General features: G+C 71.9%; 23 protein-coding genes. 11 read left to right on the top strand and 12 right to left on the bottom strand.

Annotation, left to right across the window (positions count from 1 at the left end; genetic code table 11):
• Positions 1–25: 25 nt before the first annotated feature.
• Genes AB0K05_RS14400 through AB0K05_RS14390 form a run of 3 tightly spaced genes read right to left on the bottom strand, consistent with a single transcriptional unit; the run spans position 26 to position 3,970 of the window.
• Positions 26–1,150: an ABC transporter ATP-binding protein gene (locus AB0K05_RS14400; protein ID WP_219542888.1), complete on the bottom strand. Its 1,125-nt coding sequence runs from the start codon at positions 1,148–1,150 to the stop codon at positions 26–28.
• On the bottom strand, positions 1,150–2,889 hold the full coding sequence (locus tag AB0K05_RS14395; RefSeq protein ID WP_271276801.1) for an ABC transporter permease subunit: 1,740 nt from the start codon (positions 2,887–2,889) through the stop codon (positions 1,150–1,152). The genes AB0K05_RS14400 and AB0K05_RS14395 overlap by 1 nt, the downstream gene beginning before the upstream one ends.
• Positions 2,890–2,938: 49 nt before the next feature.
• Positions 2,939–3,970, bottom strand: a complete 1,032-nt coding sequence (locus AB0K05_RS14390) for an extracellular solute-binding protein (protein ID WP_271276800.1) — start codon at positions 3,968–3,970, stop codon at positions 2,939–2,941.
• Between the two features lie 292 nt (positions 3,971–4,262).
• On the opposite strand from AB0K05_RS14390, the gene AB0K05_RS14385 reads away from it, so the two are divergent.
• From AB0K05_RS14385 to AB0K05_RS14375, 3 genes are all read left to right on the top strand, one after another.
• Positions 4,263–5,510 carry a serine/threonine-protein kinase gene (locus tag AB0K05_RS14385; protein ID WP_271276799.1) on the top strand — a complete coding sequence of 416 codons (1,248 nt, stop codon included), beginning with the start codon at positions 4,263–4,265 and terminating at the stop codon, positions 5,508–5,510.
• 80 nt (positions 5,511–5,590) lie between these two features.
• Positions 5,591–6,844: a C39 family peptidase gene (locus tag AB0K05_RS14380; RefSeq protein ID WP_271276798.1), complete on the top strand. Its 1,254-nt coding sequence runs from the start codon at positions 5,591–5,593 to the stop codon at positions 6,842–6,844.
• Between the two features lie 241 nt (positions 6,845–7,085).
• Positions 7,086–7,382, top strand: coding sequence for a hypothetical protein (locus AB0K05_RS14375; protein ID WP_271276797.1), 297 nt, complete (start codon positions 7,086–7,088; stop codon positions 7,380–7,382).
• Positions 7,383–7,433: 51 nt separating this feature from the next.
• Here AB0K05_RS14375 and AB0K05_RS14370 read toward each other — a convergent pair whose 3' ends face one another.
• The 5 genes from AB0K05_RS14370 to AB0K05_RS14350 form a co-directional block, all read right to left on the bottom strand.
• Complete coding sequence (locus tag AB0K05_RS14370) at positions 7,434–8,684, bottom strand: FAD-dependent oxidoreductase (RefSeq protein WP_364229372.1); 1,251 nt, start codon at positions 8,682–8,684, stop codon at positions 7,434–7,436.
• Between the two features lie 110 nt (positions 8,685–8,794).
• The gene (locus AB0K05_RS14365; RefSeq protein ID WP_271276796.1) at positions 8,795–10,345 is read right to left on the bottom strand and encodes a helix-turn-helix domain-containing protein; all 1,551 of its coding nucleotides are present in this window, start codon (positions 10,343–10,345) and stop codon (positions 8,795–8,797) included.
• Positions 10,346–10,370: 25 nt separating this feature from the next.
• Positions 10,371–11,528 carry an AI-2E family transporter gene (locus tag AB0K05_RS14360; protein ID WP_364229369.1) on the bottom strand — a complete coding sequence of 386 codons (1,158 nt, stop codon included), beginning with the start codon at positions 11,526–11,528 and terminating at the stop codon, positions 10,371–10,373.
• 198 nt (positions 11,529–11,726) lie between these two features.
• On the bottom strand, positions 11,727–11,882 hold the full coding sequence (locus AB0K05_RS14355; protein ID WP_271276795.1) for a hypothetical protein: 156 nt from the start codon (positions 11,880–11,882) through the stop codon (positions 11,727–11,729).
• A 44-nt stretch (positions 11,883–11,926) separates the two neighbouring features.
• On the bottom strand, positions 11,927–12,469 hold the full coding sequence (locus AB0K05_RS14350) for a hypothetical protein (protein WP_271276794.1): 543 nt from the start codon (positions 12,467–12,469) through the stop codon (positions 11,927–11,929).
• 59 nt (positions 12,470–12,528) lie between these two features.
• Between AB0K05_RS14350 and AB0K05_RS14345 the strand changes: the two genes are divergently transcribed.
• Positions 12,529–13,485: an NAD-dependent epimerase/dehydratase family protein gene (locus AB0K05_RS14345; RefSeq protein WP_148035456.1), complete on the top strand. Its 957-nt coding sequence runs from the start codon at positions 12,529–12,531 to the stop codon at positions 13,483–13,485.
• Here the strand turns inward: AB0K05_RS14345 and AB0K05_RS14340 are convergent.
• Together AB0K05_RS14340 and AB0K05_RS14335 are read right to left on the bottom strand one after the other, a co-directional pair.
• Positions 13,472–14,272: an IclR family transcriptional regulator C-terminal domain-containing protein gene (locus AB0K05_RS14340; protein WP_219542879.1), complete on the bottom strand. Its 801-nt coding sequence runs from the start codon at positions 14,270–14,272 to the stop codon at positions 13,472–13,474. The two genes, AB0K05_RS14345 and AB0K05_RS14340, sit on opposite strands and share 14 nt — an antisense overlap.
• Before the next feature lie 35 nt (positions 14,273–14,307).
• The gene (locus AB0K05_RS14335; protein ID WP_364229365.1) at positions 14,308–15,744 is read right to left on the bottom strand and encodes an amidohydrolase family protein; all 1,437 of its coding nucleotides are present in this window, start codon (positions 15,742–15,744) and stop codon (positions 14,308–14,310) included.
• Between the two features lie 178 nt (positions 15,745–15,922).
• On the opposite strand from AB0K05_RS14335, the gene AB0K05_RS14330 reads away from it, so the two are divergent.
• Genes AB0K05_RS14330 through AB0K05_RS14305 form a run of 6 tightly spaced genes read left to right on the top strand, consistent with a single transcriptional unit; the run spans position 15,923 to position 20,928 of the window.
• Entirely contained in the window at positions 15,923–17,089 is a 1,167-nt protein-coding gene (locus AB0K05_RS14330; protein WP_364229363.1) for a CoA transferase, read from the top strand.
• The gene (locus AB0K05_RS14325) at positions 17,082–17,894 is read left to right on the top strand and encodes a citryl-CoA lyase (RefSeq protein ID WP_364229361.1); all 813 of its coding nucleotides are present in this window, start codon (positions 17,082–17,084) and stop codon (positions 17,892–17,894) included. Before AB0K05_RS14330 ends, AB0K05_RS14325 begins: the two co-directional genes overlap by 8 nt.
• A complete protein-coding gene (locus tag AB0K05_RS14320; protein ID WP_271276790.1) occupies positions 17,887–18,750 on the top strand; it encodes an extradiol ring-cleavage dioxygenase in 864 nt (287 codons plus the stop codon). Before AB0K05_RS14325 ends, AB0K05_RS14320 begins: the two co-directional genes overlap by 8 nt.
• On the top strand, positions 18,747–19,106 hold the full coding sequence (locus AB0K05_RS14315) for a hypothetical protein (RefSeq protein WP_148035462.1): 360 nt from the start codon (positions 18,747–18,749) through the stop codon (positions 19,104–19,106). The genes AB0K05_RS14320 and AB0K05_RS14315 overlap by 4 nt, the downstream gene beginning before the upstream one ends.
• 2 nt (positions 19,107–19,108) lie before the next feature.
• Complete coding sequence (locus tag AB0K05_RS14310) at positions 19,109–20,065, top strand: zinc-binding alcohol dehydrogenase family protein (protein ID WP_364229358.1); 957 nt, start codon at positions 19,109–19,111, stop codon at positions 20,063–20,065.
• Between the two features lie 47 nt (positions 20,066–20,112).
• On the top strand, positions 20,113–20,928 hold the full coding sequence (locus AB0K05_RS14305; RefSeq protein ID WP_271277823.1) for an SAM-dependent methyltransferase: 816 nt from the start codon (positions 20,113–20,115) through the stop codon (positions 20,926–20,928).
• A gap of 5 nt (positions 20,929–20,933) precedes the next feature.
• Here AB0K05_RS14305 and AB0K05_RS14300 read toward each other — a convergent pair whose 3' ends face one another.
• Both AB0K05_RS14300 and AB0K05_RS14295 read right to left on the bottom strand, forming a co-directional pair.
• The gene (locus AB0K05_RS14300; RefSeq protein WP_364229356.1) at positions 20,934–21,566 is read right to left on the bottom strand and encodes a hypothetical protein; all 633 of its coding nucleotides are present in this window, start codon (positions 21,564–21,566) and stop codon (positions 20,934–20,936) included.
• Positions 21,563–22,762 (bottom strand): hypothetical protein, encoded by a 1,200-nt coding sequence (locus AB0K05_RS14295; RefSeq protein ID WP_364229354.1) that lies wholly within the window; start codon positions 22,760–22,762, stop codon positions 21,563–21,565. The genes AB0K05_RS14300 and AB0K05_RS14295 overlap by 4 nt, the downstream gene beginning before the upstream one ends.
• 189 nt (positions 22,763–22,951) lie before the next feature.
• Here AB0K05_RS14295 and AB0K05_RS14290 point away from each other — a divergent pair, with 189 nt between their 5' ends.
• Entirely contained in the window at positions 22,952–23,530 is a 579-nt protein-coding gene (locus AB0K05_RS14290) for a hemerythrin domain-containing protein (RefSeq protein WP_261808946.1), read from the top strand.
• Positions 23,531–23,532 lie beyond the last annotated feature (2 nt).

Below are 23,532 nucleotides of genomic sequence, written 5' to 3'. Positions count from 1 at the left end.
GGCCGGCATGCCGGCCCGGCGGCCCTCATGACGAGACGAGGTCACCCACCGGCACCCGCAGGCCGTCGGTCCCGAACCAGACGCAGGCCGGCCACGGCACCTCGACGGTGACCGGCTTGCCCCTGTCGAGACCCGCCGCGACGGCCGCGTCCGCGCGCGCGTTGAGCCGGACGTCGCCCAGGCTGACGCTGACGTCGTAGCTGCGGCCCACGTACACGGAGTCGGCCACGGTGGCCTGGAAACGCAGGCACGACCGGGACGTGGGGGCGGGCACGATCACGGCGTCGGACTGCCGGAACCGCACCTGGCACCCCGCCCCGAGCTCCTCCGGGAGCGACGCCGGCTCCACGGGCTCGTCGGGCGCCGCCTTGAGCCGCCACCGGCCGTCCTCGCGGACCAGGTCCAGGACGTTCGTGATACCGACGAAGTTGGCGACGTAGGACGTCTCGGGACGTTCGAAGACGTCCTGGGGTGTGCCGATCTGCTCGATCCGGCCCTTGTTCATGACGGCGACCCGGTCACCGAGGGCCATCGCCTCGGACTGGTCGTGGGTCACGTACAGGCCCGCGAAGCCCAGGCGCTGGTGCAGTTCGTGCAGCTCGTTGCGGACGCGGACCCGCAGGAGGGCGTCCAGGTTGCTGAGGGGCTCGTCCATGAGCACCAGGCGGGGCCGTGACACGAGGCCGCGCGCCAGCGCCACCCGCTGCTGCTGGCCGCCGGACAGCTGGTGCGGGTAGCGGTCGAGCAGGGGCCCGCAGTCGACCAGGTCGGCCGCCTGCTCGACCCACTTCTCCTCCTTGAGCGCCTTGGTCAGCTTGCGCACCTTGAGCGGGTAGCTGATGTTCTGACGCACCGTCCTGTGCGGCCACAGCGCGTACGACTGGAAGACCATGCCCAGCTCGCGCTTCTCCGGGGCGACGTCGACGCCCCTGCCGGAGTCGAACACCACGGTGTCCCCGAAGCGGATCACGCCCTCGTCGGCGCTCTCCAGGCCCGCCACGCAGCGCAGCGCCGTGGTCTTCCCGCAACCGCTCTGCCCGAGGAGCACGACCAGCTCGCCCTCCTGGATGTCGAGGTTCAGCCCGTCGATCGCGGTGAAACGGCCCGCTCCGGACCCGAAGGTCTTCGTCAGGTTCTCGATACCGAACATCACAAACTCTCCAATGCTTTGGAGCCCCCGAGCCGTACCGCGAGGATGACGCCCGCGGCCGTCACCAGGCACATCACCAGTCCCATGGCGGCGACCAGAGGGTAGGAAACGTTGAGCCACAGGTCGTACAGGGTCGTGCCCATGACCTGGGTCCGGGTCGACCGCACCAGCAGCGACGCGGCGAACTCGTGGGTGAGCAGGACGAAGATGAGCGCGGCCGCGCCGCCGAGCGAGCCGCGGATCATCGGGATGACGACCTGGAGGTGCGTGCGCACCGGCCCGGCCCCGCTGACCCGGGCGGCCTCCTGGTAGCTGTCGCCGAGCGACATGCGGGCCGCGAGCTGCATGCGGGTGGCGAACGGCAGCATCAGCGTCACGTAGACCACCACGAGGACCCACGGCGTGCCGTACAGGACGAACGGCGGCGCGGTGTAGGTGAACAGGAACCCGGCGCCGAACACCACCGCGGGCACCCCCAGCGGCAGCGAGACCAGGATGTCGACGATCGCGCGGACGCGGGCGTCGAGCGAGCGGCGGTGCAGGATGTCCGCCAGCACGTACCCGATCGGCAGCGACACGAGCACGGAGATGCCCGAGGCGACGAGGCTCGTCTGGACGGCGCTGACCGCCGTCGGCGTGTCCCACAGCTCGCGGAAGTTCTTGAGGCTCCACGTGCTCACGTCGATCTGGCCGGTCCAGAACGGCGACAGGGAGGCGGCGATCAGCGCCAGCAGCGGCAGCAGCGCCACGACGGCGGAGAACAGCCCGATGACGACGACCGCGGCCGGGCTGCGCCGCGCGGAGTAGCGGGAGGTCTTCCCCCCGTCGGTGACGAACCGCCGCTCCTCGCCGAGGAGCATCCGCTGCAGGGCGACGATGCCGAACCCGACCAGCAGGAGCGGGGACGCGACCGCGGCGGCGGCGCCGTAGTCCGCCAGGCCGGCGTTGGCGAAGAAGTACACCTCGGTCGTCAGGACCTTGACGTTCTTGATCGAGCCGAGCAGCAGGGGCGCCGTGAACTGGCCCAGGCCGAGCAGCAGCGCCACCGCGCCGCCGTAGATGAGCGAGGGCCGCACGACGGGCAGCAGGATGCGGAAGAAGACGCCCACCGGCCCGTCCCCGGCCGTGCGCCCGGCCTCGACCAGCTCGTAGTTGACCCGCAGCAGGCCCGCCCGCAGGAACACGTACACGAACGACGTCAGCCCGAGCGCGGTCAGGAACACGATCCACGGGACGGTGAAGACGTCGATCGGCCCGGTGTCGCCGCCGGTCCAGAAGGGCAGCGACCGGATGAACCGGTTGACCGTGCCGGAGTTCGGGGCGAGGAGCAGCCCCCACCCGATCATGCTGGCGACCGGCGGCACCACGATGGGCAGGATCGGGAGCGACGCCATCCAGCGCGCCCGGGGCGGCAGCTGGATCGAGTACCACGCCAGCACCGCCCCGAACACCAGCCCGATGACGAGGGAGCCGAGGCCGAGCAGCAGCGTCGTGAGGATCGTGCGCGCGATGTCGGCGGTGCCGAAGCCGCGGGCGTAGCCGGCGCCGCCGTCCGCCAGCGCGAGAAGCTGCAGGCGGACGAGGGGCGCCAGCACGAGGTACCCGATCACGATGATCGCGGCGATCGGCAGGGCATGGCGGCGCAGCGCTCTCCGGCGGGAGAGGCCGGACCTGGTCCCACCCTTCGGGTCCGTGCCGCGCCGGGCCGCCGCCGGCGGCGCCTCACTGATGCTTTTCACTACTACGGCCTCCGATGGAGCGGACTGGTGGAGAAGGGAGAGACGGGCGTCAGCGACCGAAGGTCTGCTTCCACTCGCTCTGCGCCGACCCGAGCCAGCCGGGCTTGGTCGCCCGGGTGAGGTCGAGCAGGGTGAGCTCCTTCGGGGCCTCGACCGCGCCGGCGACGTTCGGCAGGACGCTGAGGTTGTCCTTGGCCAGCGACTCCTGGCCCTCCGCGGACGCCATGAAGTCGAACAGCACCTGGGCCGCGTTCGGGTTGTTCGACTCCTTGAACATGTAGCCCAGGTTCATCGGCGCCCAGCCGGGGTCGGGCATGAGCCAGTCGATGGGACCGCCCGAGGCCTTGATCGGCTTGACCGTCGAGTTGGCGCCCCACAGGGCGATGGAGATCTCGCCGGACAGCAGCGCCTCCTGCAGCGGGACGGCGCTCGGGTAGAACTTCGGCTTGAGCGCCGCCAGCTTCGTCAGGTAGTCGGCGCCGTAGGTGTCCTCGAGCCAGGCGTACAGGTCGGCCATGGGAGCGGCCAGGTTGTCCACGAGCCCGAGCTGGCCGCCGCCGTACTTCGGGTCGACGAGACCCTCGTAGGTGGCCGGCGGGTCGGTCACCTTCTCCGTGTTCCACGCGATGCCGAGCGCGGTGAGCGCGGACGTCTGCAGGACATCGTCGATCAGGTAAGGGGTGCCCTTCCATTCGGGACCGGCGCCGTTGGGGCCGACTGGCTCGGCGAAGAGCCCCTCGTCCGCCTTGGTCTTCGCCCACTCGTAGTTGACGTGGTTGACGATGTCGGCCCCGAGCGACCCGGACTTGAGCTCGGCGTCGAGCTTGGCGCTGACCTCAGGTCCGACGATGCGCGTGATCTTGAGGTCGATGTCCGGGTACGTCTTCTCGAAGCGGGTCTCGAGCTCCTTGTTCACCTCGGGGAGCAGGGCCGAGTACAGCGACACCGTGCCCTCTTCAGACGCCTTCTTCAGGACCTCGTCCCAGGTCGAGGCCGCCGTCGACATGCCGCCCCCGCCAGGGGCGGCCGCCTGGCCGCCGCACGCCGCCAGCAGTGCCGCCGCGACCACTGCGATGCCCACTCGGGTGGTTCTTCCCACTGATCCAAATCCTCTGCTCGTCAGCCTGGCGGGCAGGGTAGACAACCGTGCCACAGGCCCGTCTTTAGGCGAATCATAGGGATGATTATCAAGCAGGACAAGGGACAGTATGCGGTTAATGGTATGCATGGATCAGCGCGGCCCGGGGCCGATTCCGGCAGAGTCGGGGCGTACGGGTCGGAGGGCCCGTCCAGGGCGTCCATGACAACGATATTCAAACGGAGTCCGGAGGACGCGTTGTGTGGGGCGGCGACGGTCGGGTAAGTCTGCTGCCATGCTCGACGCGCGCGACGAGGGACGGTTACTGACCGGACGCTACCGGCTGCGGTCCGAGCTGGGCCGGGGCGGCATGGGCACGGTCTGGCGGGCCTACGACGAGCTGCTCGACCGAGAGGTGGCGATCAAGGAGCTGTCCATCCCGGCCTCGCCGCCCGAGCACCGCGACGTCCTGATCGAGCGCACCATGCGGGAGGCGCGCATCGCCGCCCGGCTCCACCACCCGCACATCGCCGCCGTGTACGACGTGGTGCTGGCCAACGACCGGCCGTGGATCGTCATGCAGCTGGTCCGGTCGCGGAGCCTGGCCGACGAGATCTACGACCGCGGCGCGCTGGCGGTGCCGACCGTCACCCGGATCGGGCTGGAGGTGCTGGCCGCGCTGCGCGCCGCGCACGCCGCCGGGGTGCTGCACCGCGACGTCAAGCCGGCCAACATCCTGCTCACCGCCGACGGCCACGCCGTGCTCACCGACTTCGGGCTGGCCACCACGCTCGACGACGACTCCACGCTCACCCAGCAGGGCATGGTGATGGGCACGCCCGCCTACCTCGCCCCCGAGCGCGCCTCCGGCGAGCGGGCGACCGCGCTGTCCGACGTGTGGTCCCTGGGCGCCACGCTCTACACCGCCGTGGAGGGGCGGGCGCCGTTCGCCCAGGGCGGCAGCCGGGCCGACACGCTCAACGCCGTGCTCACCCGCGACCCGGCGCCCTTCGAGCAGGCGGGCGAGCTGGCGCCGGTCATCACGGCGATGCTGACCAAGGACCCGTCCGAGCGCGCCGACGCCGCGCGGGCGCAGGAGCTGCTGCGGCAGGTGCCCGGCCGGTCCAAGCGTGCCAGGACCCGGCCGTTGACCGCGGCGACGGCGCCGAGGGCCGCCAGGGCCGGGCGGCTGATGGCCTCGCGGTGGCGGGAGGCCGCCGCGGTCGCGGCCCTGGTCACCACCGTCATCGCCACCGTGTCGCTGAACTCGGCGTCCGCGCCGCGCCGGCACGCCCACCCGATGCCGCAGCCGACGGCCGACGCGCCCAGCGGTGTCATGAGGGCCGAGCCCTCGTCGCGGCCGCGCGCCGGAGAAGCCCGCGAGCAGGGCGTCCAGGTCCGCACGGAGCACACGCAGCGCACCGCCGTCACCGGACACACCACGTCCCCCGCCAGACGGGCGGCCGACGGTTCCGGCCGGGCCCGTACGAAGACGCCCGGCAACTCACAGCCCCAGGGGAAGGCCAAGGGTCACTACAAGTGACTACGTAGATTCCCCGATGCGTGACCCGGGCGGCGCGCCTACTGTCGGCTGACCAGGCCGCGTCCGACGAAGGTGGGTCCATGCGCACGCTGACCGCGTTCCTCTCCACCGTCCTCCTTGCGACCGCGCTCACGGCGCCCGCCGAGGCCGCCCCGAAGAAGCCCGCCGCGGGCGCCGCCGACGTGGTGTTCGACCGGGCCGACTTCGCCGCCGGCACGCCCGAGGGAACCAGCGCGGGCGACGGGCTCGCCTTCGCCACCGCCGCCGGCACCACCTCCTACACCGACCGCCTCGGCACCAGGACGTGGGAGTACGCCCGCTGGACCGGCCCCGAGCGGCCGCTGGAGTTCACCGCCACCGAGCTGATCGCGTCCTGGACGGCCGACGTCCCCGCGGGCAGCTGGGTGCAGGTCGAGGCGCGCGCCCGTAACTCCTCCGGGCTGACGAAGTGGTACGTGCTCGGCCGGTGGGCCTACGGCGAGGGCGACATCGACCGCACGTCGGTGCCGGGCCAGGGCGACGACGACGCCCGGGTGGCCGTCGACACGCTGGTCGCGGCGGAGGGCAGGCAGATCTCGGCCTACCAGCTGCGCGTCACCCTCTACCGCGCGCCCGGCTCGTCCGTCGTGCCTCGGGTGCGCACGCTCGGCGCCATGGCCTCCAACGTGCCCGACCGCAAGACCGTGCCGGTGAGCCCCGGCGGCGGCGCCTGGGGCTCCGAGCTGGACGTGCCGCGCCGCTCGCAGAGCGTCCACTCCGGCCACTACCCCGAGTGGGACGGCGGCGGCCAGGCCTGGTGCAGCCCCACCTCGACCACGATGGTGCTCGGCTACTGGGGCCGCTGGCCGAGCGCGGAGGACACCGCCTGGGTCGACCCGTCCGATCCCGATCCGGAGGTCGACCACGCCGCCCGCCACACCTACGACCACGCCTACCAGGGCGCCGGCAACTGGCCGTTCAACACCGCCTACGCGGGCCGCTACGGCATGGACGGCTTCGTCACCCGGCTGCGCACGCTCACCGAGCTGGAGAAGCTGATCACCGCGGGCATCCCGGTCATCACCTCGCAGTCGTTCAAGAAGAACGAGCTGCCCGGCGCGGGCTACGGCACGAACGGCCACATCATGGTCGTGGTCGGCTTCACCGCCGATGGCGACGTCATCGCCAACGACCCGGCCTCGGCCACCAACGCCGCCGTCCGCCGCGTCTATCCTCGGGCCGCCTTCGAGAACGTCTGGCTGCGCGGCTCCAGCAGCGGCGGCGTGGTCTACGTCATCCACCCGCCGGGCCACGACCTGCCCGCGACCACGCCCGGCCTGCCCGCCAACTGGTGATGTGTGGATGCGTAACGTCCGTGGACAGGGTGGATCATGGTGTTCGGGCCGTCTTCCCGTTCCCGTGGGGTTCACACCGCTATGCCCGAGAAGCCCCGCCGACGTGACGGAGATTTGAACCTCTTCGGCCCTGCCAGTCCCCCGCTTCGCGCGCCCAGGGGGACAGCATGGCTACGCGGCGTGAACGCGCCGTAACGAAAGGTGCGATACAGCCAAGTATCGCCTCGTTCAGGAGGTTTTCATGCTCAAGCGGACCCTCATCTCGCTTGCCGTTCCCGCCATGCTCGCCACCGGGCTCCTCGCGATGGGCGGGAGCGCGAGCGCCGCCACCGGCGAGCGCTTCGAGTGCCAGCTGCGCACCGTCGACAACGGCAACGCCTCGCTGGCCACCTGCCGCAACCGGGGCGACTACGTCCACTGGATCCGGTGCGACAGCGGCACCCGGATCGTGGAGGTCAGGGAGGAGTTCACCGGTCGCCGCCACGTGCTCGACTGCCCGAACGGCTACCGGCTGAGGAACCAGTCCATCGGCTTCTGAGCCGAAGCAGGAAAGGCCACCGCCTCCAGGGGCGGTGGCCTTTCGCGTGTGTCAGCGGGTGGGATCGAACTCGCGCAGGATCGCGGAGGTCTTGCCCGTGGTGATCTGCTCGGCCAGCATGCGGCCGGTGGCCGGGCCGTGCGTGACGCCCCACATGCCGTGCCCGCCCGCCACGTAGACGCCGGGCACCCGGGTCGCGCCGACCAGCGGCTTGCCGTCGGGGGTGACGGGACGCGCGCCGACCCAGGTGTCGGTCCGCTCCTCCCAGCGCACGCCGGTCATGAGCGGCCGGGCCGACTTGATGATCGCCTCGACCCGGCGCTCGAACAGCGGCGCGTCCGCGTCGCGGAACTCCATCGTGCCCGCCACCCGCAGCTTGCCCTGGTACGGGGTGCAGGCGACGCGCACGGCCGCCAGGTAGAGGGGGCTCGGCACCGGCTCGTCGGTCGGCACCGTGAACGAGTAGCCGCGCCCGGCCTGGACGCGCGTCCGCACGCCCCACTCCGCGCCGAGCTTGTTCAGCCAGGCGCCGGTGGCGAGCACCACGGCGTCGGCCTTGACCTCGTCGCCCGCGCCGGACCGGACCACGTGCCCGCCGGCCTCGGACGTCACACCGGTGACCCGGAAGCCCGGCCGGATATCGCCGCCGCGCGCGGTGACGGCGGCGGCCAGGGCGTGCGTGAACGCGCCGGGGTCGATGTAGCGCTGGCCGTCGAGCCGGACACCGGCGGTGGCGCCGGCCGAGAGCTGCGGCATCTGCGCGCGCAGCTCGTCACCCTCGAACGCGGCGTAGCGGATCTCCAGGCCGGAGTCGTTGATGCGGCGCAGCTCGTGCAGCAACGAGACCGCCTGCTTCTGGGTCTCGAACGCCGCCATGATCGGCGCCTCGATGGTGGGAGCCTCGACGCCGTTGCCGGTGAGCACGTCGAACGCTTCCAGGCACTCCTCGTTGAACGGGAGGTTGGCCCGCACGGCGCGGCCCCACGAACGCCAGTTGCAGTGCAGCGCGAACCGGGTCAGGAACGACCACAGCCCCACGTCGGGGGTGACCGGGACGTGCAGCGGAGCGTTCTTGTCGAGCAGCGAGCGCAGCCCGTAACGGAGCACGCCGGGCTCGTTGAGCGGAATGGCCAGCCCCGGGGACAGCCAGCCCGCGTTGCCCCATGACGCGCCCGCGGCGACCCCGTCGCGGTCGACCACGGTGACCTCCACGCCGCGTTCCTGCAGGAACCAGGCGGTGGACAGACCCACCACACCGGCGCCGATCACCACAGCCGTACGCGGCCCACCGTCGATGCCCATTGCTGCCATCCCCTTCCTCAGATAAGGGAAGGATTACCGGTACGCGAGCAAAAGGCGCTGTGCTGGGAGAACAACCGCCCAACGCCTCTTTGTCCATCGGCGACAAAGGCTCAGCCCTGGTGGAGCGCGAGCCCGATGATCATGGCCAGGCGCTTCTCCGGCCGGTCGAGCTCCAGGCTGGTGACGGCGGCCATCTTCCGCAGCCGGTAGCGCACCGTGTTCGGGTGCACGCCGAGCCGGGTGGCCACGGCCGCGAGGTCGCCCTGCGCCTCCAGCCAGGCCCGCAGGGTCTCGACGTAGCGGGTGCCGTGTTCGGTGTCGTGGCGGGTCAGGTCGGCGACGGGACCGCGGGCCGGGGTGCGGCCGGAGGAGGCGGCGGCGCGCAGCCGCTGGAGCAGGATCTCGTCCCACGACTCGTCGTACACGACGGGCCCCGCGGGCACGGCCGCGCGCAGGGCCAGGCTCTCGTCGGCCTCCTGCCTGCTCGCGGGCAGCTGCGCCGGCTCGGCCGGCCCGCCCACCCCGGCGGGCACGATGACGCCGCGCGGCAGCACGGACACGATGGCGCGCACCCAGTCGCGGGCCGGGGCGGCGTCGTTCCCGCACGGCAGCACCGTGTAGAGCGTGTTGCCGAACAGCGCGCTGCGGCCCGGCCGCGACCAGCCGAACCCGGTGGTCGCCCGCTCGAACGCGGTGAGCACCGCCGCGTGCCGCTCCGCGCCGACGTGCGCCTGCAGCGCGATCACCCGGAACTGGCCGCCGGGCAGCCCGAGCCTGCTGATCAGCGCCGGGGCGTCGGTGGTGCCCTCCACGAGCTGGATCACCAGGTCGGACTCCACCTGGCGTTCGAGGTCGGCGCTCACCCGGGAGCGCAGCAGGTGGAGCGCCACGGCCCTGGCCCCGTCGGCCAGCCGGTCGCGCTGCCGCCCGGCGAGGGGACGCTGGCACTCGACCCAGATGGACCCGAGCAGCTCGCGCCCGGCCCGCACCGCCACCACCATGCGGCCGCGCAGCCCGTGTTCGGGCGACGGCTCCACGAACAGCGGCTCGTCGGAGGCGGCCAGGTGGGAGAAGACGCCCTTGCCTTCCAGCAGCCCGCGCATCTCCTCGGGCACCCGCCGGCCGAGGATCGTCTCCAGCCGCACCGGGTCGGCGGTCTGCTGCGAGCCGGAGTAGGCGAGCACCCGCGACATCTGGTCCTCGACGGTGACCGGGTAGCCCAGCTCTCCGGCCAGCGTGTCGGCGAACGCGAACAGGTCGGTCGGGCCCCGGCCCGCCTCGGTCTCACGCCCTTCGAGCACCAGCCCGTACACGATCCCGAGCAACTGGCTCCAGGACACGGCCGGGTCGACCAGCAGCACCGCGACCCCCGCGGCCCGGCCCTCGGCCGCCGCGTCGTCGCCGTCGCCGCCGTCGCTGCCGCTGTCGCTGTCGCTGTCGCGCACCAGCACCGCGGCGGCCCGCGCGGCGGCGCCCAGCCGCACCGCCTCCGGCGCGGACCCGACCCCGACGGCCAGGAAGACGTCGCCGGTCGCCGGTCGCGGATCGGCCGGGTCGTGGACCACCACGCTGCGCAGCGGCACGTCCCGGGAGGCGGGCGCGCACACCAGGCGCGTCCCGTATCCACCGAGGACGTTCACCAACCGATCGAGCTTCAGCATCTCCGCCGAAGCGTACCCGGCCTGGTCAGCCCGATTGCTTCTGGCCGGCGGGCGGTTCCTTCGGCGGTTCTTCGGGCTGGGGGGCCTGGACCGGTGGTTCGAGCTTGTGGCGGGTGCCGAAGGTGTCCAGCAGCGCCAGGAGCATCGCCACCGTCGGGATCGCCAGCAGCGCCCCCGTCACGCCGAACAGCAGCGCTCCGGTGATCGCGGCCGAGAACGAGACCCCGGGATGGATGTCCACCCCCCACGCGCTGATCCTGGGCTCCAGGGTGAGGTTCTCCACCTGCTGGTAGAGGATGCCCCAGGCGAGCGCCGCGAGCCCGATCCACGGCCGGTCCGAGACCAGCCCGACCACGACGGGCAGCGCGATCGCGATGTACGTGCCGATGGTGGGCACGAACTGGGCCACCACCCCGGTCCACACGCCCAGCGCGAGCCACGACGGCATGCCGAGCGCCAGGAACACGATGGTCGAGGCGGTGCTGTTGATCAGTGACAGGATCACCCGGGCGGCCACGTAGCCGCCGGTCTTGGCCAGCGAGATGTCCCACACGCTGGTGAAGACCTGCTGGAAGCGGCCGGGCAGCCGCCGCGCCAGCCACTGGCGGGCGCGCGGCCCGTCGGCCGACAGGTAGAAGGTCAGCAGCATGAGCGCGAAGATGTTGAACACCATCCCGGCCACGGTGCCCAGCACGCCGAGCACGCCCGCCAGGACCCCCTGCGCGTATCCGGCGGCCTCCTGGGGCGTCAGCTTGACCGATTCCAGGATGTCGGAGACGTTGTAGTTCGTCCCGAACTGCCGGTTGACCCACTCCGTCGCGGCGGCCAGCACGTCCGGCAGGCCCTTGACCAGCAGCGCCACCTGCTCCACGAAGAGCTGCCCGAACAGCACCAGGAAGATCGCGGCGAACAGGCCGAGCCCGGCCATCACCACCGCGGCCGCGGCGCCACGCCGCATGTGCCGCGCGAGCCTGCCCACCGCCGGCTCCATCGCCAGCGACAGGAACCAGGCGATCACGACGAGGAAGAGGAACGAGCCCGCGTCGGTCAGCACGAACCGCAGGAACATCGCCAGGGCCAGGACGCCGACGACGACGAGCGCGGCCCGCCAGACGTTCCCCGGCGAGAACAGCACCCGGACGGTCGCCGCCGGCGCGGGCTCCGCCTTCTTTCCCGTCGTCATGGACCCTCCCGCGTGCGTCTCCGCCTACGATCTGCCAGGAACATGCCGTTTTACGCGGCTTTCACACCTGGCGGCACGCGTGATCGTCCGTCCTCGCAGGCAGCGTGGCAAGAACCGGTCGGGCGGTTCCCGAGGCGAACGCCGGGGCGGCGGTTCAGCGCGGTTCTCGGGCGGCCGGTGAAGGCGGCCCGCCGGCCGTCACTCGAAGTCGTCCGGGTTGAGCTCGGTGAGCCGGCGCAGCTCGTGCTCGTCGATGCTGTCCTCGATCCCGGGAGTGGCGCCCGCCGGGCGGGGCGAGGTCTCCGCCGCCTCCCTGATGTCGCGCTCGACCTCATGACCTGGTTGCTCGCTCATGTTCTCCCCCTTGTCCCCCGTCCCCTGACCCCGGGCGGGTCACCTCAGACGGGCTGCACCTCCGGACTCGGCACGGTGACCGCCCCCTCGCCCGCGGGCCGAGCGGCACGCCGTCCCAGCGCGTCGCCGGCCCACGCCGCGCCGCCGCCGATCGCGGCACCCGCGAGCGCCACACCGAGCTGGGTGGCGATCTTCGTCCCGGTACGGGCCGGCGGCGGCTCGGCGGTCCGCCGCCACGCGTAGAGCCAGCCCGCCTGGGCGGCGGCGTCGATCAGGTACGTGGGCGGGACCCGGCCGGTGAACACGTTGATCAGGTCCAGGCGCAGCTGGGTCAGGGCCGCCGAGGTGCCGAGGCGCTTGGCGTACGGCAGCCCCTCCGGGCGGGCGGCGGCCCGCAACTGGTTGAGCCCGACTCCGACGAGCAGACTCCCGACGGTACGGACCAGGAACCGGTCGGTCTTGGCCCCGTACACCTTCTCGTAGCTGGACATGGACAGTGAGGGCCAGAGCCCGCACGCCATGTTGAACAGTCCTTGCGCACGCGCCAGCCGGACGGCGTCGGCCCGGCGGCTGCTCCTTTCGGCCATGTTCCCGCGGCTGCCCTCGCGGGATGTCGGCAAACCGGGCGGCGTTCTAAGCTTGCGCCATGCGCGTAGTGGTGATCGGTGCCAGCGGCCACATCGGCACCTACCTGGTTCCCCGGCTCGTCGAGGCGGGTCACGACGTGGTCGCCGTGAGCCGCGGCACGCGGCGGCCCTACACCCCCCACGGCGCCTGGCAGCGGGTCACCACGGTGACCGCCGACCGGGCGGCCGAGGAGGCGGCCGGCACGTTCGGCGACCGCGTCGCCGGGCTGGAGCCCGACGCGGTCATCGACCTCATCTGCTTCGAGGAGTCCAGCGCCCGCCACCTGGCCGACGCGCTGGCGGGCCGGATCCGCCACTTCCTCCACTGCGGCACGGTCTGGGTCCACGGCCCCAGCGTCCACGTGCCCACCACCGAGGACGCCCCGCGCCGGCCCTTCGGCGACTACGGCGTCAAGAAGGCCGCGATCGAGGCCTACCTGCTCGACCGGGCGCAGCGCGACGGCTTCCCCGCCACGGTGATCCACCCGGGCCACATCGTCGGGCCCGGCTGGGTGCCGGTCACGCCGGCGGGCAACGTCAACCCGGTCACCTTCCAGATCCTCGCCGACGGCGGCGAGCTGGCGCTGCCCAACCTGGGCCTGGAGACCCTCCAGCACGTCCACGCCGACGACGTGGCCCGGCTGTTCATGGCCGCGCTCGCGGGCCGCTCGGTCACGCTCGGCGAGGCGTTCCACTGCGTCGCCGACTCCGCGGTCACGCTGCGTGGCTACGCCGAGACGGCGGCCGGCTGGTTCGGGCGGGAGGCGCGGCTGTCGTTCCTGCCGTGGGAGCGGTGGAAGGAGACCGTTTCGGCCGAGGACGCCGACGCCACCTGGGACCACATCGCGCACAGCCCCCACTGCGGCATGGAGAAGGCGGCGCGGCTGCTCGGGTTCCGGCCGCGCTACTCGCCCTTCGAGGCGATCCGCGAGTCGGTCGACCGGCTGGTCGGGGAGGGTGTCGTCAAGACGCGGTGACCTGCGGCACCGCCGCATACTGCGACCAGTCGGCGCTGATCGCGCCGGCGGTCTTGAGCAGCAGCGGGAGATGCTCCTCGGTGAGCTTCTCCACCGAGGTCTCGGCGGCGTGCGCGTTGACGTTGACGGCGGCGATCACGTTGCCCATGCCGTCGCGCAGCGGGGCGGCCACCGACCTGATGCCGAGCGCCAGCTCCTCGTCGGTGAGCGCCCAGCCCTTGGCCCGCACCGCGCGCAGCGCGCTCTCGCGCTCCTCGCGGCCGGGCCGCCAGCGCGGCGTGATGCCCGACCGGCTCGGCTCGGCCAGCACCCGCTCCACCTCGGCGGGCGGCAGCGCGGCCAGCAGCACCTTGCCCAGCGAGGTCTGCAGCGCCGGGAATCGGGTGCCGATCTGCACCGACAGGGTGACGATCTTGGGCACCGCCACCCTCGCCACGTACACGATGTCGGACCCGTCGAGCTGGGCGATCGACGACGACTCGTGCGTCCGCGCGACCAGCCACTCCAGGTGGGGCCTGGCGACCTCCCAGAGCCCCATCGAGCGCACGTACGACACGCCCAGCTCCAGCACCCGCGGCGTGAGCGCGAACCCGCCCTGCTCGGCCCGCGCGTAGCCGAGCTCGCTCAGCGTCAGCAGGATGCGGCGGGCCGTCGGCCGGGCCAGCCCGGTCGCGGTCGCCACCTCGGTCAGCGTCATGACGGGCCGGCCGGGCTGGAACGCCTTGATCACGTCGAGGCCGCGGGCCAGCGCCTCGATGAAATCGGGTCCGGTGTCAGCGCGTGCCATCGACGCCTCGCTCAGCAGGTCTCACGGGTAGGACTTTAACGGTCGCGCGTGGCGGAGCTTCGGTAGTCGGTGTACGTGTACGGGTTGTCGAGGATCTTCGTTTCCGGGATGTCGGGGTTCATGCCCTTCAGCCAGGTTTCCTCCCCCATGGTGGAGCGCAGGTACTCGACCGTCGACTCCACCTGGCGGCGGGCCGCGGCCAGGTCGACGCCGACCAGCTCGTGCTCGTGCTTGACCACCCGGCCGTTGACGACCACCGTGTGCACGTCGCCGCGCTGCGCCTGGAAGGCGACGTGCCCGTACGGGTTGAGCAGCGGGAACGACACCGGCGACCGGTCGTTCTTGATGAGCACCAGGTCGGCCTTCTTGCCGGGCTCCAGGCTGCCGAGGTCGTCGCGGCCGAGCGCCCGCGCGCCGCCCCTGGTCGCCCACTCGACGACCTGGTCGGCGCGGAGCGCGCAGTGCGTGACGGTGTCGCCCTTGGCGTGCGCCTCCAGGTGGGCGCGGGAGCGGTCGGCGCCGAGCGTGGTGCGCATGGCGGAGAACAGGTCGCCGCTCCACCAGACGCTGGTGTCCATGGACAGCGAGACCGGGATGCCGTGCAGGCGGATCGCCCAGGTGGGCGGGTAGCCCTGGCCGGCGCTCTGCTCGCTCTCGGTGGACACCGAGATCGAACCGCCGGTGGCGGCGATGCGGTGGTAAGAGTCGGGCTCCAGCGTGGCGGCGTGCACGTAGACGGTGCCCGGGGTCATGAACCCGTGCTCGTACATCTGCCTGATGCCCTCGTCACTGGTGGCGCCCCAGACGCCCGCGTGGGTGGTGACGGAGACGCCCAGGTCGCGGGCCACCTCGAAGGCGGGCTTCTCCGGGAAGGCGGGGTCGCCCACCACGTCGAAGGCGAGCTGGAAGCCGAGCATGTCGTCGCCGGTGATGCGGCGGCTCACGAAGTCGCGGAACTCCGGCGCGGCGGTCCACTCGGCGGGCGGCGCCTGGATGTTGCCGTACGCGAGCACGAACCGGCCGGGCACCGACCGGAGCGCGTCCACGGCGGCGTCGGCGTGGTCGACGGTCTGCAGGCCGTGCGACCAGTCGACGACCGTGGTGACGCCGGCGTCGATCGCCTCGATGGCGGCGAGCGTGTTGCCCGCGTGCACGTCCTCGGGGCGGAACAGCCTGCCGTGTTCCAGGTAGTACCAGACGAAGTACTGGGTCAGCGTCCAGTCGGCGCCGTAGCCGCGCATGGCGGTCTGCCACATGTGCCGGTGGGTGTCGATCATGCCGGGCATGACGATGCCGTCGGTGGCGTCGATCTCGATCGTGCCGTCGGGCACCGCGAGCTCCGGCCCCACGGCGGCGATCCGGTCGCCCTCGACGAGCACGTCGGCGCCGGAGAGCACCTCGTGGCCGTCGGTCATCGGCAGCACCGTGCCGCCCCGCAGCACCACGGGGCGTCCGGCCTCGAATTCTGTCATGGTGGACTCCCTCACCCCGAATTCTGCGTACGACTGTCCGTCATACGGTCACCGCTGGTTAAGGGACACTCTGATGACGCTCGGGCGGCCTGTCAATGGTTGACGCTTCTCCTGTTGGATGGTGAGAATGTGCGTCACGGACATCTGTCCGCGTAACGGATATGGAGGGCGGAGCCGGATGACAGCAGGACCACTGTCCGGTGTGCTGGTGGCCGACTTCTCCCGCGTGCTGGCGGGCCCGTACGCCACGATGCTCCTGGCCGACCTCGGGGCCGAGGTGGTCAAGGTCGAGGGGCCCAAGGGGGACGACACCCGGTCGTGGACACCGCCGGCCCGTGGCGAGGCGGCCACCTACTACCTGGGCGTCAACCGGGGGAAGCGGTCGATCGCGCTGGACCTGCGCGACGAGGAGGACGCCGGGCTGGCCAGGGAGCTGGCGCGGCGGGCCGACGTGCTGATCGAGAACTTCAAGCCGGGCGGGCTGGACAAGTACGGCCTCGGCTTCGACGCGGTGCTGGAGGCGAACCCGGGCATCGTGTACGCGTCCATCAGCGGGTTCGGCTCCGGCCCCGGGGCCAAGGTGCCCGGTTACGACCTGATGGTGCAGGCCATGTCCGGTCTGATGAGCCTCACCGGCGACCCGGAGGGCCCGCCGTACCGGGCCGGCATCTCGGTGTTCGACGTGATGGCGGGCAACCACGCGGTCATCGGCATCCTGGCCGCGCTGCGCCATCGGGACGCCACCGGCCGGGGGCAGCACGTCGAGATCAATCTGCTGTCGTCGGCGCTGACGGCGATGGTCAACCAGAGCTCCGCCTACGTGGCGGGTGGCGTGGTGCCGTTCCGGATGGGCAACGCGCATCCGAGCGTGTTCCCGTACGAGCCGCTGCCGGCCGCCGACACCGACCTGATCGTGGCGACCGGGAACGACGGCCAGTTCCGCAAGCTGTGCGAGGTGCTCGGCATCCCCGAGGTGGCCGACGACCCGCGCTTCGCCCGCAACGCGGGGCGGACCGCCAACCGGGAGGAGCTGCGGCCGATCCTCGTGGACCGGCTGCGCGCCAAGACCGCCGTGGAGTGGTTCGACCTGCTGGTCGAGGCGGGGGTGCCGAGCGGGCCGATCAACACCGTCGACGGCGGGTTCGCGATGGCCGAGCGGTTCGGGCTGGACCCGGTCGTGGCGGTCGGCGAGGGCGAGCGGGCGGTGCCGACGACGCGGCACCCGATCCGGTTCTCCGAGAGCGCGCTCACGTACGAGCTGCCGCCGCCCGAGCTGGACGAGCACGGCGCGGAACTGCGCGCCTGGCTGTCCGAGCCGGGCGGGGAAGGCGGCGGTCGTGGCTGACCGGGAGTATCCGACCGCGCTCGGCGCGTCCTCGGCCGAGAAGATCACCCTGCTGGGCCACGACCTCGCCGAGGACGTGATGGGCGAGGTGGGCTTCGGCGAGCTGGCGTTCTGGCTGGCCGCCCAGCGCAGGCCGTCACCCGGCGAGACGCGCGTGTTCGAGGCCGTGCTCGCCGCGCTGGCCGACCACGGGTTCACGCCCACCGCGATCGTCACCCGGCTCACCTACCTGTCGGCGCCCGACTCGATCCAGGGCGCGCTGGCGGCGGGGCTGCTCGGCGGCGGGTCCCGGTTCCTCGGCGTGACCGAGGACTGCGGCCGGTTCCTGCACGCCGTGCTGGAGTCCGCCGGCGAGCCGCCGGAGGACGACGCCGGGTGGGACGCGCTCGCCCTGGAGACCGTGCGCGCCCGGCGCGCGGAGGGCAGGTTCGTCCCCGGGCTCGGCCACCACGTGCACAAGAACGGCGACCCGCGCACCCCACGGCTGCTGCGGATCGCCGCCGAGGAAGGGCTCTACGGGCCCCACCTGTCGCTGTTCGCCGCCATCGGCCGCGTCCACCCCGAGGTGCTCGGCAAGACGCTCCCGCTGAACGGGGCCGGCGTCTGCGGGGCGGCGCTGGCCGACCTCGGGCTGCCGCTGGAGCTGCTGCGCGGCTTCGCCCTGCTCGCCAGGACCGCCGGACTGATCGGCCAGCTCGCCGAGGAGCTGCGCCACCCGGTGGCCAACGACATCTTCCTGTCGGTCGATCTCAACAACCGGTCCGTCGCCCCCGACCCGTACCCCCCTGGAGGCACGCATGGCTGAACTCGTCGCCGTGATCGCATCCACCCACCATCCGTTCTACTACCGCGCCAGCACGGCCACCGGTGAGGACCGGCCGCCGTTCGCCGACGAGTGGGTGCGCAAGGTGGAGGCGTTCCGCGAGACCCTCACCAGGGCCAGGCCCGACGTACTGGTGATGGTCGGGTCCGACCACTTCCATCAGCTCTGGCTCGACAACATGCCGCAGTTCCTGGTCGGCAAGGCGCCCTACTACGACGCGAACTGGTACAACGAGGAGCGCGAGTTCGGCCTGCCCCGGATGCTCTTCACCGGCCAAGAGGACCTCTCCTCCCACGTGCTGCGCGAGGGCCTCGACGCGGGCTTCGACCTGGCCTTCTCCAACGAGCTGCGGATCGACCACTCGATCACGTGCCCGATCATCACCCTGCGCCCGCAGAACGACCTGCCGATCGTGCCTGTCTACACCAACATCTTCGCGCCGCCGCTGCCTCGGCCGAAACGGTTCGTGGACCTGGGCCGCACGATCCGGCAGCTGGTCGAGTCGTGGCCGTCGGACCAGCGGGTCGCCGTCATCGGCACCGGCCACCTGTCGCTGGAGCTGGGCGGGCCGCGCCAGTTCGGGCCGCACGGGCCGGACCCGGAGTTCGACGCCAAGGCCGTCGAGTGGATCGCGGGCGGCGACATCGAGGGCTGCCTGGCGGAGGTCACGCTCGACAGCCTGCACGCGCCGGGCAACGCCACCCACGGGTTCATGGACTTCATGCTGATGATGGGCGTCGCGGGCGAGGGCCAGAAGGCCGACTACGTCGACACCTACGATCTGTTCCACACCATGGAGGCGTACTTCACCTGGTACCCGCGCGGAGGCCGGTCGTGAGCAAGTATCTGCTGAACAAGTTCCTGTTCACCGTCGACCGCGACCCCGAGCTGGTCGAGCGCTACCGCGAGGATCCGCGCGGCACGGTCGAGTGGTGGGAGTCGACGCGGGCCAACCTCGTGCTCAACTGCCACGGCGGCGAGGCGTCGACCTGGCTGCGCTTCGACGACGCCGAGCGGGAGGCGCTGGCCGCGCACGACTATGTGCGGCTGTTCGAGATGGGCGCGCACCCGTTCCTCACGCTCACGCTCTTCATCGCCATGTTCGAGCGCGACTACGAGCCTCTCGGGTTCCAGAAGGAGTACGCCCGTAAGCTGGCCCACATGAGCCTGCCCTACCCGGACATCGCGACCTGACCATGCGCGCCGCCCAGATCCACACCTGCGGAGAGCCGCCGGCGGTGGCCGAGCGCCCCGCGCCCGCGCCCGGGCCCGGCGAGGTGCTCGTCGAGGTGTCCGCCGCCCCGGTGACACCGCTCGACCTGCTCTGCGCGACCGGCACGTCCTACTTCGGCACCCCGCCGACCCCGTACGTGCCGGGCGTCCAGGGGGTGGGCGCCGTCGGCGGCCGGACCGTCTGGTTCCCCACCACGGCGGGGATGGCGCCGGGCGACGGCAGCATGGCCGAGCTGGCCGCGGTGCCCGAGAGCGACCTGGTGGAGCTGCCGCCCGGCGCCGACCCGGTGGCCGTGGCGGCGCTGGGCCTGTCGGCCGTGGCCGCCTACATGGCGCTCGGCTGGCGCGGCGAGCTCAGGCCGGGCGAGCAGGTGATCGTGCTGGGCGCGGGCGGGACCGTCGGGCAGGCGGCCGTGCAGCTCGCCCGGCTGGCCGGCGCCCGGCGGGTGGTCGCCGCCGCGCGTTCCGCCGCCGCGCGGGAGCGCGCCGAGCGGGCCGGGGCCGACGCGGTGGTCCCGCTCGACGGCGACGACGCCGGCGAGCTGGCCGCCCGGCTGGCCGCGGCCCTCGACGGCCCCGCCGACCTGGTGCTCGACCCGCTCTTCGGAGTGCCGGCCGCGGCGGCGACCCGGGTGCTGCGCCCCGGCGGGCGCCTGGTCAACCTCGGCGGCTCCGCCTCCGAGACCAGCCCGATCGACTCCTCGACGCTGCGCGGCAAGTCGCTGCGGCTGCTGGGCTACACCAACAACGAGCTGACTCCGGCCCAGCGCGCCGCCGCCATCACCGAGATCGCCGGACACGCGGCGCGCGGCGCGTTGTCGGTCGTTCATGAGATCATGCCGCTCGACTACGCGGAAAAAGCGTGGCAACGTCAGGCGGCGGGCGCTCCTTCGGGGCGGATCGTCCTTTCCGTCCGTTGAGAAGCCGCTACCGTTGTCCGTAGCGCTCCGCGAACAGGAGATCACTCATGAGCGATGCCACTCAGCCGCCGAGCCCCGGCGTGTCGGCCAGCACGCCCAGTGTCGCTCGGATCAACAACTACTTCGCCGGCGGCAAGGACAACTTCGCCATCGACCGCGAGCTGGCGGAGAAGGTGCTCGCGCTGGCCCCCGAGGCCAAGGCCATGGGCGAGCACGTCCAGGAGTTCCGCCAGCGGGTGGTCGCCCATCTGGTCGAGGCGGGCGTGCGGCAGTTCCTGCAGATCGGCGCCTGGCTGCCGGTCGAGCGCAACGTCCACCAGATCGCCCAGGAGCTGGCGCCCGAGTCCAGGGCCGTCTACGTCGCCGACGACCCGGTCGCGCTCAACCACGCCCGCGCCCTCCTGGCCACCAACGAGCGCACCGGGGTGGCGGAGGGCGTCATCCTGGAGCCTGACGCGATCCTCGACCATCCGGTGACGCGGCGGCTCATCGACCTCTCCCAGCCGGTGATGGTGCTGCTCTTCGGCATGCTGCAGTACATCCCCGACGACTTCGGCGCTTACGAGAGCGTGGCCGCCCTGTGCGACCGGCTCGCGCCCGGCAGCTACGTCGCGATCACCCACGCGGTGTTCGACACGCGGCCCGACATCGCCGAGGCGGTCGCCGACATCTACCGCGACGCGCTCAAGCGCCCCTCGGGCGGCCCCCGCACCATGGCGGAGGCGAAGCGCTTCTTCGACGGCCTGGAGCTGATCGAGCCCGGCTTCGTCTACGTCAGGCAGTGGCGGCCGCACACCCCGGTGTCCGACGCCGAGGCCGTCAAGACCTGGATCGCCGCCGGAGTCGGCCGCAAGCCGGGCTGACGGGCTCAGAGCTCGGCGTGGCGTCCCTCCCGGGAGCCCTGGTAGGCGCCGCGCCGCAGACGGGCGAGCGACCCCTCGATCCGCAGCGACGGGTGCCCGTGCCGCACCGGGTCGAAGGACAGGTCCGCGCGCTCCGACAGCGTCGCCCGTACCCTGAGGGTCGCCAGCGGCCGGGCGGGCGTGTCCCGGCGCGCGGCCAGCAGGTGGAACAGCAGCGGGCCGCGCTTGAGCGCCGCGGGCAGCAGGGCGGGATCGGCCGGCACGTCCTCTCCTTCGGGCACGGCGACCAGCCAGACAGGCCCGGCGTCGCTGCCGTACGGCACCACGCTGGAGTACGGGCCCGCGGTGAACCCGGCCCTGGGCCGCAGCAGCCACGGCGCCGCCCCGCAGGTGGACAACAACAGGTCGACCGGGCCGGGCAGGCGCACCGCCAGGCCGAGCACGTCGGGCAGGCGGCCGGGCAGCGAGCCGCCCTTCGACAGGCGGGCGATCACCTCGTACTGTCCGCGCTCGTCCAGGACCGGCACGCCGAGCTCGCCCGCGCCGGTCACCTCCAGCGTGCCGGCCAGCAGGCGGCCCCTCGGGTGCAGGACCCGGCCGCGACGCAGCCGGGCCCCGAGCGTGGCTAGTCTCCTCATCGGCGCCTGAGACTCGGCACCGGGTGGGGACCTTCGGTCTCCAGCCGGTACTCCTCGCCGGACTTGTGCACGTTCTCCTGCATCGCCACCTGCGACGGCGCGGGCTCGCCGCCCATGATCTGCTCCTGCATCCTCTCGAACCGCTCATGAGCCTCCTGGACGTAGCCGGTGCCCAGCGTGGTGTAGTCGATCTGGGTGGCGAGCAGCTCGCGGATGTAGTCCTTGTTCGGCTCGAACGTGACCGGGGCCGGCAGCTCCGGCGCCAGCACCTGCTCCGGGTCGCGGCCGTCGTGCGTCTTGAACAGCTCGGCGGCCAGGCGCAGGTGCTCCAGCTCCATGTTGAGGTGGAGCTCCCAGATGTTCTTCACCTTCGGGTCGGACTCGGTCTCCATGAACGAGTGGTAGAGGTAGCACTCGTTGTACTCGTGGTTGAGCAGCATCTCCCACCAGCTCTCGCCCGGGTCGACCAGCGACTCGTAGTGGGTGACGTGCTCCTCCTCGATCAGCCCGATCTCCTGGTAGAGCTGGCGGGCGATCGGCTCCATGTAGGTCGGGCCGACGTTCATGTAGAAGTTCATCGTCTGCTGCTCGGCGGCCATGATGGTGAGCGCGTGCAGCTTGGAGATGGGCGCCGCGGTCGACCTGTCGTACGGGTCGCGGACGTTGTCCATCGGGTCGCGGTGGTGCAGGGGGGTCGGCCTGCCCGGCATGATCTCGGTCAGGTTGTCGACGATCTTCTCGGCCTTGCGGTGCTCGATCATCTCGTACAGGTTGGAGTACCGGTAGAGGTGGTCGAAGTCCTCCAGGACACCGAACTGGTAGGCCTGCTTGAGGTACGGGTCGGGCTCCATCCGGGCGACCCAGGCGGTCAGGTCGACGGCGACCTGCTCGTAGGCGATGGTGGTCTCCAGCACCGAGGCGACGCCCGGCAGCAGCCAGTTCACCACCTTCTGCTGCTGCGCCTCGATGTAACGGACCCGGGCGAGATGCTGCTTGAGCTCGGTGTCCGGGCAGTGACGCGCCAGGTGGTGGCTGAAGAAGATCGCCTCGGTCTCGATGCCGTTCATCGCGATGACGCGGCAGCGCGTGTACGGGTCCGCGTGATCGGGATCGATGGGCATGACGTTCAGCTCACGCCAGTTACGTATCTGCTTGTCCAGCGGGATGCCCCGCTCCCGCAAGGGATTGAAGGTCATGTGTTTCGCGCTCCTTCGGCTGCTCGACTCGCGTGCGCCGGGGGGTGGGCGACGTCCGAATCGGGCCTACCCGAGGCTTTCGGGTGCAATCTCCTCAGCTCACCGCCGGTCCCTCCAGAAACGGCAAGCGCATGCGTGACCAGCCGGACCACGGGTAGGCACCCGCCGTAATCCGAGAGGAGATGGACCGTGACGAAGACAGTTCCCGAGAAGATGGAAGAGACGGACGTCATCGAACTTCTGATCGCCCAGCACGGCATGATCAGGAATCTGTTCGACGAAGTCGAGCAGGCGCCGCCAGAGCGGCGCGGCGAGTCCTTCACCCGCCTCGTGCGGCTGCTGGCCGTGCACGAGACGGCCGAGGAGGAGATCCTCCACCCCTACGCCCGCACCAAGCTCGACGGCGGCGCGGGCGTCGTCCAGGACCGCCTCGAAGAGGAGCACGAGGCCAAGAAGCTCCTCCAGGAGATGGACCAGGCCGGCCCGGACGCGCCGAACTTCATGCGCAACCTCCTGGCGCTGCGGGCCGCCGTCGAGGCGCACGCCCGCGCCGAGGAGCGGTACGAGTTCGCGAAGGTCGTCCAGCACACCTCCCAGGCCGAGCGGCGCGCGCTGGGCGCCGGCGTCAAGGCCGCCGAGGCCATGGCCCCGACCCACCCGCATCCCGGCACCGAGTCGGCGACCAAGAACCTGCTCGTGGGCACCCCGATGGCGATGATGGACCGTGCCAGGGACGTCATCAGGAAGGCCAGGGACAAGAAACACTGACC

The sequence above is a fragment of the Nonomuraea sp. NPDC049486 genome (genome assembly GCF_040676925.1).
In the GTDB taxonomy this organism is placed as follows: domain Bacteria; phylum Actinomycetota; class Actinomycetes; order Streptosporangiales; family Streptosporangiaceae; genus Nonomuraea; species Nonomuraea ferruginea.
The sequence above is the reverse complement of the archived record's forward strand: the minus strand, read 5'-3'. Positions and strand labels throughout refer to the sequence as shown.

Excerpts from the sequence above, each read along its gene's own strand:
- AB0K05_RS14400 (WP_219542888.1), bottom strand. The coding sequence starts at position 1,150 with ATGTTCGGTATCGAGAACCTGACGAAGACCTTCGGGTCCGGAGCGGGC.
- AB0K05_RS14385 (WP_271276799.1), top strand. The coding sequence starts at position 4,263 with ATGCTCGACGCGCGCGACGAGGGACGGTTACTGACCGGACGCTACCGG.
- AB0K05_RS14380 (WP_271276798.1), top strand. The coding sequence starts at position 5,591 with ATGCGCACGCTGACCGCGTTCCTCTCCACCGTCCTCCTTGCGACCGCG.
- AB0K05_RS14375 (WP_271276797.1), top strand. The coding sequence starts at position 7,086 with ATGCTCAAGCGGACCCTCATCTCGCTTGCCGTTCCCGCCATGCTCGCC.
- AB0K05_RS14370 (WP_364229372.1), bottom strand. The coding sequence starts at position 8,684 with ATGGGCATCGACGGTGGGCCGCGTACGGCTGTGGTGATCGGCGCCGGT.
- AB0K05_RS14365 (WP_271276796.1), bottom strand. The coding sequence starts at position 10,345 with ATGCTGAAGCTCGATCGGTTGGTGAACGTCCTCGGTGGATACGGGACG.
- AB0K05_RS14360 (WP_364229369.1), bottom strand. The coding sequence starts at position 11,528 with ATGACGACGGGAAAGAAGGCGGAGCCCGCGCCGGCGGCGACCGTCCGG.
- AB0K05_RS14355 (WP_271276795.1), bottom strand. The coding sequence starts at position 11,882 with ATGAGCGAGCAACCAGGTCATGAGGTCGAGCGCGACATCAGGGAGGCG.
- AB0K05_RS14350 (WP_271276794.1), bottom strand. The coding sequence starts at position 12,469 with ATGGCCGAAAGGAGCAGCCGCCGGGCCGACGCCGTCCGGCTGGCGCGT.
- AB0K05_RS14345 (WP_148035456.1), top strand. The coding sequence starts at position 12,529 with ATGCGCGTAGTGGTGATCGGTGCCAGCGGCCACATCGGCACCTACCTG.
- AB0K05_RS14340 (WP_219542879.1), bottom strand. The coding sequence starts at position 14,272 with ATGGCACGCGCTGACACCGGACCCGATTTCATCGAGGCGCTGGCCCGC.
- AB0K05_RS14335 (WP_364229365.1), bottom strand. The coding sequence starts at position 15,744 with ATGACAGAATTCGAGGCCGGACGCCCCGTGGTGCTGCGGGGCGGCACG.
- AB0K05_RS14330 (WP_364229363.1), top strand. The coding sequence starts at position 15,923 with ATGACAGCAGGACCACTGTCCGGTGTGCTGGTGGCCGACTTCTCCCGC.
- AB0K05_RS14320 (WP_271276790.1), top strand. The coding sequence starts at position 17,887 with ATGGCTGAACTCGTCGCCGTGATCGCATCCACCCACCATCCGTTCTAC.
- AB0K05_RS14310 (WP_364229358.1), top strand. The coding sequence starts at position 19,109 with ATGCGCGCCGCCCAGATCCACACCTGCGGAGAGCCGCCGGCGGTGGCC.
- AB0K05_RS14305 (WP_271277823.1), top strand. The coding sequence starts at position 20,113 with ATGAGCGATGCCACTCAGCCGCCGAGCCCCGGCGTGTCGGCCAGCACG.
- AB0K05_RS14300 (WP_364229356.1), bottom strand. The coding sequence starts at position 21,566 with ATGAGGAGACTAGCCACGCTCGGGGCCCGGCTGCGTCGCGGCCGGGTC.
- AB0K05_RS14295 (WP_364229354.1), bottom strand. The coding sequence starts at position 22,762 with ATGACCTTCAATCCCTTGCGGGAGCGGGGCATCCCGCTGGACAAGCAG.